Genomic DNA, 7,543 nt, shown 5'->3' with positions numbered 1-7,543 from the left:
GATATCATCGAATCCGATCATAGATTTTCGGAGGAGGATTTAGAACTGTTGAGCATTTTGGCAGAACAGGCGGCAGTTGCCATCGAAAATGCTCGATCATACGCTAAGGTTCAGGACTTATATTTAAATACCATCCGTGCCCTTACCTTAGCCATGGAAGCTCGGGAGAGGTATACCGAAGGTCATTCCCAGCGGGTCTCAGATTATGCCGTTGCCATTGCCAAGAAATTGGGTCTTGCTGAAGACTTCATCGAGGTAATACGATTTGCGGGAATTTTGCATGATGTGGGGAAGATAACAATAGATGAAAGGATACTGCTCAAACCCGGTGCTCTGACAGCTAAGGAGCGCAAGATAATTGAGACCCATCCACACGAGAGCCTGAGGATTCTTGAATCCATAATCTTCTTTAACCAGGTTATCCCAATCATCCGCCATCACCATGAGAGATATGATGGTCGAGGTTACGTGGATAAACTGGGAGGAGAAAATATCCCCATCGGATCCCGCATATTGACCGTGGCGGATGCCTTTGAGGCGATGACTTCGGAGCGTTCTTACAGATCCGCTTTAACCCTGGAGCAAGCCGTTGCTGAGCTCAAGAGATGTTCAGGAACGCAATTCGACCCCAAGATAGTCGAAGTTTTTCTATCTATAATCGCAGAGAAGCCCTTAGCGTGGAAGTAAGTTTCCCCCTTCCTCCCTCGAAATTGCATGTTATTCGGGTGAAGAAAATGATCAAGGAAAGGCTAAAGGATTTAATTTCTTTAAGCATAGAGAGGGCTAGAGAAGCCGGAGAACTCAAAATAAGTGAGGTTCCGGAGATTGTCCTCGAGCGTCCGAAGGAGAAGATATTCGGTGATTGGGCCACAAATGTGGCCATGGTTCTGGCCAGTGAGACAAAGCTCTCAAGCCTCGACATCGCGCGAACCATCCTCAAGTACCTCGACGATAAGCAACATTTTCTCACAAAAGTCGAGGTCGCTGGAGCAGGATTCATCAATTTTTTCCTGAGTAATCGATGGCTATACGAGGTTCTCAAGGAAGTCGATGCTCTGGGAGAGGGATATGGACGCTCCAATTTGGGTCAGGGACGGAAGGTGCAGATAGAATTCGTGAGCGCCAATCCGGTTGGTCCCATGCACGTGGGACACGGTCGTTGGGCTGCGGTGGGGGATACCTTAGCCAACATCATGGTCGCTACAGGTTATGAAGTCACGCGGGAATTCTACATAAATGATTACGGGACTCAAATGAATATCTTCGGAAAATCCGTGGCTGTTAGATATTGTCAGCTCCTGGGAAGGGATATATCCTTCCCCGAGGATGGTTATCGAGGAGAATACATAAAGGATATCGCTCGAGAGATCATAGAGGAGGAGGGCGACAAATATCTTAATCTTTCGGAGGAAGAAAGAGAGGAGCTTTTTAGAGAGCGTTCTTACGTTCAGGTTTTAGAGCATATGAAGAAGGTCCTATATGATATGGGCGTGGAGTTCGACGTATGGTTTTCCGAAAGCGATCTCCATCGATCTGGAGCGGTGAACACGACGGTTAGGGAGTTAAGAAAACGGGGCCATGTTTATGAGAGGGATGGAGCCCTGTGGCTCGAGACAACTACCTTTGGAGACGATAAGGATAGGGTATTGATAAGAGAAAGCGGCGAGCCCACCTATTTCGCCGCTGATATAGCCTATCACAAGAACAAGTTTGAACGGGGTTTTGAAAAGGTCATAAACCTTTGGGGGGCGGATCATCATGGATATGTGCTCCGCATGAAGGCGGCAATAAAGGCCTTGGGATACCCCGAGGATGTTCTGGAGGTAATCATCGGTCAATTGGTCAATCTCTATAAAGGCGGTGAACCGGTGCGGATGTCCAAGCGCACTGGGGAGATGGTGACCTTGGAGGAACTGCTTCAAGAAGTGGGAAGAGACGCGGCTCGCTACTTTTTCCTTACCAGGAGCACCGACAGCCCCTTGGATTTCGATATCGAACTCGCTAAGAGGCAATCCAGTGAGAACCCCGTATATTATGTGCAATATGCCCACGCCCGTATCTGCAGCATAATGGATTTTGCCAGTGAGAAGGGAATAACTCCCTTACTCGCCAGTGAGGTTGACTTGGAGCTTTTGGTCCATGAATCGGAATTGGACTTGATGCGCAAATTGGCGGAGTTTGGGGAGGTGGTGGAAAGAGCCGCATTGCAACGCACACCCCACATCCTAACCAGATATGCTGAGGATCTGGCCTCCCTTTTTCATGTCTTCTACACCCAATGTCGAGTGATAAGCGGGAATGAGGATTTAACTCAAGCCAGATTGACCTTAACGAGATGTACCCAGATAATACTGCGAAATGTTCTAACCCTCCTGGGAGTCAGCGCACCACGGAAAATGTAACCGCTCATCGTCGCTTGAAAGTAAGATTTGAGGATCAAAAGGCGAGGGACGAAGGGCGAACGAACGGAGTGAGTCGTGAGATTTGGGGCGCATGTTTCCATCGCGGGCAAAATTTATCTCGCCGTTGACAGGGCAGCTAAAAGGGGTTGCCAAGCCATGCAAATTTTCTCTGGCAACCCCCGAAGTTGGCAAAGTCTGAAGATCCCCGAAGCGGATTTGGGGGAATTCAAAATTCGACGAGAGAAGGCTGAGATAGAACCCCTAATACTCCACCTTCCCTATCTGGTTAACCTGGGTTCTCCCATTGAATCCGTTTATACCAAATCCGTTGATCTAATGATCAAGTCCACCTACAGGGCGAGGCAACTCGAAGCGGCATATTTGATATTCCATGTTGGAAGTCACCGCGGTGCAGGCAAAGAAAATGGTCTTCTCAGGGTCAGCCGAGCTCTGGCTCACATATTAGGGAGAGCTAATTTCAAGGGGCAAATTCTTCTTGAGAATACCGCGGGTCAAAAATATGCTCTCGGTTCAACATTTGAGGAGCTCAGGTTCATTTTAAGGGAACTCGATTGGAGCGATCGGATTGGTGTTTGCTTCGATACCTGCCATGGATTTGCCGCCGGGTACGATGTTTCCAGTAAGGATGGATTGGAAAGGACCCTTTCATCCTTCGATGAGATAGTGGGGTTGGAAAGACTGAAAGTCCTTCACGCCAATGATTGTAAGGCTCCTCTGGCATCTCGTATTGACAGACACGAGCACATTGGTCGGGGCTTCATTGGCTTGGAGGGATTCAAAAGGATCGTAAATCGCTCCGAGCTTAAGGGTTTGCCCTGTATCTTGGAGACACCAAGAATGACTTACGGGGACGATGTGAGGAATTTGTTTATCTTAAAGAGCCTGGTCAATACGGTAGGCAACAAGAATTGATCTTATGAGCTATATTTAGGTGGGGAATAAATATTGATATTTTTCTAAAGTGGGTGGGCTAAGGAGGCGAACCGCCTCCAGTCCACCACCGTTCTTTACTATTTCAATTTCCTATGTTAAACTGGGAAAATCCAAAATTAAAATGATGCACGGTGAGATTTAGTGGTTCTTCCAATAACGGCCAAGATCAACGAGAGAAATCATCTAGAGATCGGTGGTTGCGATACCGTAGAGCTCGCTCAGCGGTTCGGTACCCCTTTATTCGTTATGGACGAGGAGACCATCAGGCGGAAGTGCCGCGAGTACCTTGGAGCCTTCACAAAGCGCTCAAAGAATGTTGAAATCATTTACGCTGGGAAAGCTCTCCTTTCTCTAGCGATGTGTCAGATAATCAAGGAAGAGGGACTTTCCCTCGATGTTTCCTCTGGAGGCGAGCTATACATCGCCATAAAGGCGAAATTCCCCCCAAAAAAGATCTACGTTCATGGGAATAACAAGACGCCAGAGGAGCTAAATCTCGCTCTCGACAATGATGTGGGTTGCATCATCGTTGATAGTGAAAACGAGTTGGAATTGTTGGATAAAATGGCTGTAAAGAAAGGAAAGAAGCCTCGCATCTTTCTTCGAATCACACCGGGTATCACGGCCACTACCCATAGCTATATCCAAACGGGTCAGGTGGATTCGAAATTTGGCTTTGGTCTGGTGAACGGCACTGCCCTGGATGCGGTGAAGAAGGCACTGGTCATGAGGAATGTAAACCTGACGGGACTTCACACACATATAGGTTCTCAAATCTTCGCCCTCCATTCTTATGCCAAGGCGATCGAACTCGTCATGGAATTTGTGAAGCAGGTGTTGGATGAGACTGGATTCAAGGTCAGGGAGCTCAATGCCGGAGGCGGTCTAGGTATTAAATATGAAGCTACCGATGAACCTTCCACCATCGATGAGTATGCAGAGGTTATAGTGGGAGGCATTCATAGGGAGGCAAGAAAATTGGGTCTGCCCATTCCCAAAATTATGATCGAGCCAGGGCGTTCCATCGTGGGAAATGCCGGTGTGACATTGTATACCATCGGAACAATAAAGATAATACCAGGGGTAAGAACCTATATCTCCGTGGATGGTGGGATGTCCGATAACCTTCGCCCCATGCTTTACGACGCCGTCTACGAGGCAATAATTGCCAATAAAGCCGGTTCTAAGCCATCGGTCAAAGTCACCATCGCCGGAAAACACTGCGAATCTGGGGATATCCTCATTAAGGATGCGATACTCCCTGAAGTGGAGGTAGGAGATATTTTGTGCATTCCGGCCACTGGCGCTTATGGTTATGTGATGGCCAACAATTACAATAAACAACCACGTCCTCCAATGATTTTGGTTCAAGATGGCGAAGCTAAGTTGATAATCCGCAGAGAGACTTACGAAGACCTATTGAGATTAGAAGAACCACTTTAAAAGTTAAACTTAATGTTTACGCACATTGGTGACACTTGCATGGGTCATAATTTTCAATGCAAAGCGCTCAAAGGGTCGCCCTTGAGCTTCGGATTCGCTTTGGGCTGCTCGCTCTGCAAGCGGCCCTGAGCAGCAAGTTTATGGTGATCCAGATATAATTACCTGAACGGTGAACGGTGAACCATTTAAGAGAGTGGGGAGTTGAGTATGTTTCAAAGTATGGCAAGAAGGGATGGAAAATGAAGAGGGAGATAAACATCGGTCTTTTAGGGCTGGGAACTGTAGGCTCTGGTGTTTTTAAGGTTTTAACTACCCATAGAGAGAACTTTCGAAGCAAGGTCGGAGCGGAGTTGAAGATCAAAGCCATTTTAGAAAAGGATGTCTCAAAAGTGAAGGCTCTTGGGGCCATGAACCTACTTGCCAAAGACGTCTCCTCGATTTTGAATGATCCCCAAATCGACATCTTGGTGGAGGTAATAGGAGGAATCGAACCCGCTAAAAGCTTCATTCTTCAAGCTATCCACAAAGGAAAACAGGTGGTAACCGCGAACAAGGAACTTCTCGCCAATCATGGGGAGGAAATACTGGAAGCCGCTGACGGATGTGGCGTCGATGTTTATTTTGAAGCCAGTGTGGGTGGAGGAATTCCCATCATCCGACCCTTAAAAGAGTGCCTGGCGGGAAACAAGATATTGAAGGTGATGGGGGTGGTCAATGGCACTACCAATTTCATTCTGACTAAGATGGCGGAAGAAGGTCTTCCATTTGAGCAAGCATTGAAAGAGGCACAGCAAAGGGGATATGCGGAAAGAGATCCATCAGCGGATGTAGAAGGGCACGACGCCGCGGCGAAAATAGCCATTTTGGCTTCCATTGCTTTTAACAGTCGTGTGGTGGCTTCTGAAGTGTTTACCGAGGGAATCTCAAAGGTTTCTTTAAGCGATATCGCCTATGCACGGGAAATCGGCTATACCATAAAGTTAATCGCTCTAGCTACAGAGGAAAATGGGGAGTTAGACGTGAGGGTTCATCCCACCATGATTCCTTTAAGTCACCCCCTTGCCGCTGTCAAAGGGGTATATAATGCTATTTTTGTAGAGGGTGATGCCGTGGGTGAGGTGATGTTCTTTGGACAAGGAGCGGGTTCTATGCCCGCAGCCTCCGCTGTGGTGGGGGATATAATCGATGCAGCTCGAAATCTTCAATATGGGCGAAGCGGCGTAATTGGATGTACCTGCTTTGAAAGCAAGAAAATTCGATCCATAGATGACATTGAGACCAGTTATTATCTGTTGATGAATGTCGTCGATAAACCCGGCGTGTTGGCCAAGATCGCCAAGGCTTTTGGAGATAATGATGTCAGTTTGGCAAGCGTCATTCAGAAAGGACCGAGGGGACCAAATGCAGAGCTCATGTTCATCACCCATCGAGTTCGAGAGAAAAACCTTCGAGCATCCTTAAGCGAAATAACCGAACTAGAAGTAGTAAACGAAATTTGCAACGTAATCAGAGTGGAGGGTCCTCGAGGTGGTTAGTTGGAGAGGAGTTATCGAAGAATATCGTGATTTTCTCCCCGTTACCGAGAAAACCCCCGTTTGCACTCTGCTGGAAGGAAACACCCCCCTCATTTACGCACAAGGGCTAAGCGAGAATTTGGGTTTACGAATCTTCCTGAAGTATGAAGGTCTAAACCCCACGGGCTCCTTTAAGGATAGGGGAATGACCATGGCCATAAGCAAGGCACTGGAGGAGAAAGCCCTTGCGGTTATGTGTGCGTCAACGGGTAATACCTCGGCTTCAGCGGCGGCTTATGCAGTCAAAGGGGGACTTAAATGCATTGTGGTCATACCCGAGGGGAAAATAGCTTTGGGAAAACTAGCCCAGGCATTGGTACATGGTGCCAAGGTCGTGGCCGTGAGAGGCAATTTTGATAGTGCCCTCAAAATCGTTCGAGAAATAACCGGTAAACATCCCATAACTTTGGTCAATTCTTTAAATCCCTATCGTCTTGAGGGGCAGAAAACCGGCGCTTTTGAAATCTGCGATGTCCTGGGCGAAGCCCCAGATTATCTCGCCATTCCCGTGGGAAATGCGGGAAACATCACCGCCTATTGGATGGGTTTCCGGGATTATTTTAAAGCTGGAAGGATCAAGAGGCTCCCCAAGATGATCGGTTTTCAAGCTGAAGGGGCAGCCCCGATTGTCAGGGGTTATCCCATAGAAAAACCGGAAACGATAGCCACAGCGATCAGAATTGGAAATCCAGCCAGGTGGAAAGAGGCTATGGAAGCCGCATCCTCTTCCGGCGGGTGGATAGAGATGGTTAGCGATGACGAGATACTTTCTGCCTACCGAATACTCGCCTCCGAAGAGGGTATATTTGTGGAGCCCGCCTCGGCGGCATCGCTAGCTGGAGTGAAAAAGTTCACCAATATTGGAAGGATCGAGCCTGGGGCGACTGTAGTTTGCATTCTGACGGGACATGGCCTCAAGGATCCAGATATTGCCATAAAGGTGGGCGGGGAGATAGTCGAGGCTGAAGCGACAACCGAGGCAGTCGAAAAAATCATCCTCTAGCCTAGACATAAATCCCCTACGACAGAAGCTCTTTTGCCAGAACATTGTCCTTAAGCACAAGGAATGTTTCAAATTCTAAGCACAAAGCACCAAATTTAAGCAATATTAAATGAGCAAACATCTCCTGAGCAAAGTCGAAGGAATCCAAAGTTCAAAACATAAATGAA

The 7,543-nt window shown here is 47.7% G+C and carries 6 protein-coding genes; all 6 read left to right on the top strand.

Annotated elements, in window-relative coordinates:
* A partial coding sequence (locus tag AB1466_00670; protein MEW6188617.1) for an HD domain-containing phosphohydrolase occupies window positions 1–687 on the top strand: 687 nt, incomplete at its 5' end.
* A 47-nt stretch (window positions 688–734) separates the two neighbouring features.
* Window positions 735–2,402, top strand: coding sequence for an arginine--tRNA ligase (gene argS / locus AB1466_00665; protein MEW6188616.1), 1,668 nt, complete (start codon window positions 735–737; stop codon window positions 2,400–2,402).
* Window positions 2,403–2,477: 75 nt separating this feature from the next.
* Entirely contained in the window at window positions 2,478–3,335 is an 858-nt protein-coding gene (locus AB1466_00660; GenBank protein ID MEW6188615.1) for a deoxyribonuclease IV, read from the top strand.
* Between the two features lie 162 nt (window positions 3,336–3,497).
* Complete coding sequence (gene lysA / locus AB1466_00655; protein MEW6188614.1) at window positions 3,498–4,799, top strand: diaminopimelate decarboxylase; 1,302 nt, start codon at window positions 3,498–3,500, stop codon at window positions 4,797–4,799.
* A 239-nt stretch (window positions 4,800–5,038) separates the two neighbouring features.
* On the top strand, window positions 5,039–6,334 hold the full coding sequence (locus tag AB1466_00650) for a homoserine dehydrogenase (GenBank protein MEW6188613.1): 1,296 nt from the start codon (window positions 5,039–5,041) through the stop codon (window positions 6,332–6,334).
* Window positions 6,327–7,376, top strand: a complete 1,050-nt coding sequence (gene thrC / locus AB1466_00645) for a threonine synthase (GenBank protein MEW6188612.1) — start codon at window positions 6,327–6,329, stop codon at window positions 7,374–7,376. The genes AB1466_00650 and thrC overlap by 8 nt, the downstream gene beginning before the upstream one ends.
* Window positions 7,377–7,543: the final 167 nt, after the last annotated feature.

The sequence above is a fragment of the Actinomycetota bacterium genome, assembly GCA_040755895.1.
GTDB lineage: Bacteria > Actinomycetota > Aquicultoria > Subteraquimicrobiales > Subteraquimicrobiaceae > Subteraquimicrobium.
This window is presented reverse-complemented; position numbering and strand designations above follow the sequence as displayed.

Bases quoted from the DNA above. Each gene is read 5' to 3' on its own strand.
- AB1466_00650 (MEW6188613.1), top strand. From the start codon at position 5,039: ATGAAGAGGGAGATAAACATCGGTCTTTTAGGGCTGGGAACTGTAGGC.
- argS (MEW6188616.1), top strand. From the start codon at position 735: ATGATCAAGGAAAGGCTAAAGGATTTAATTTCTTTAAGCATAGAGAGG.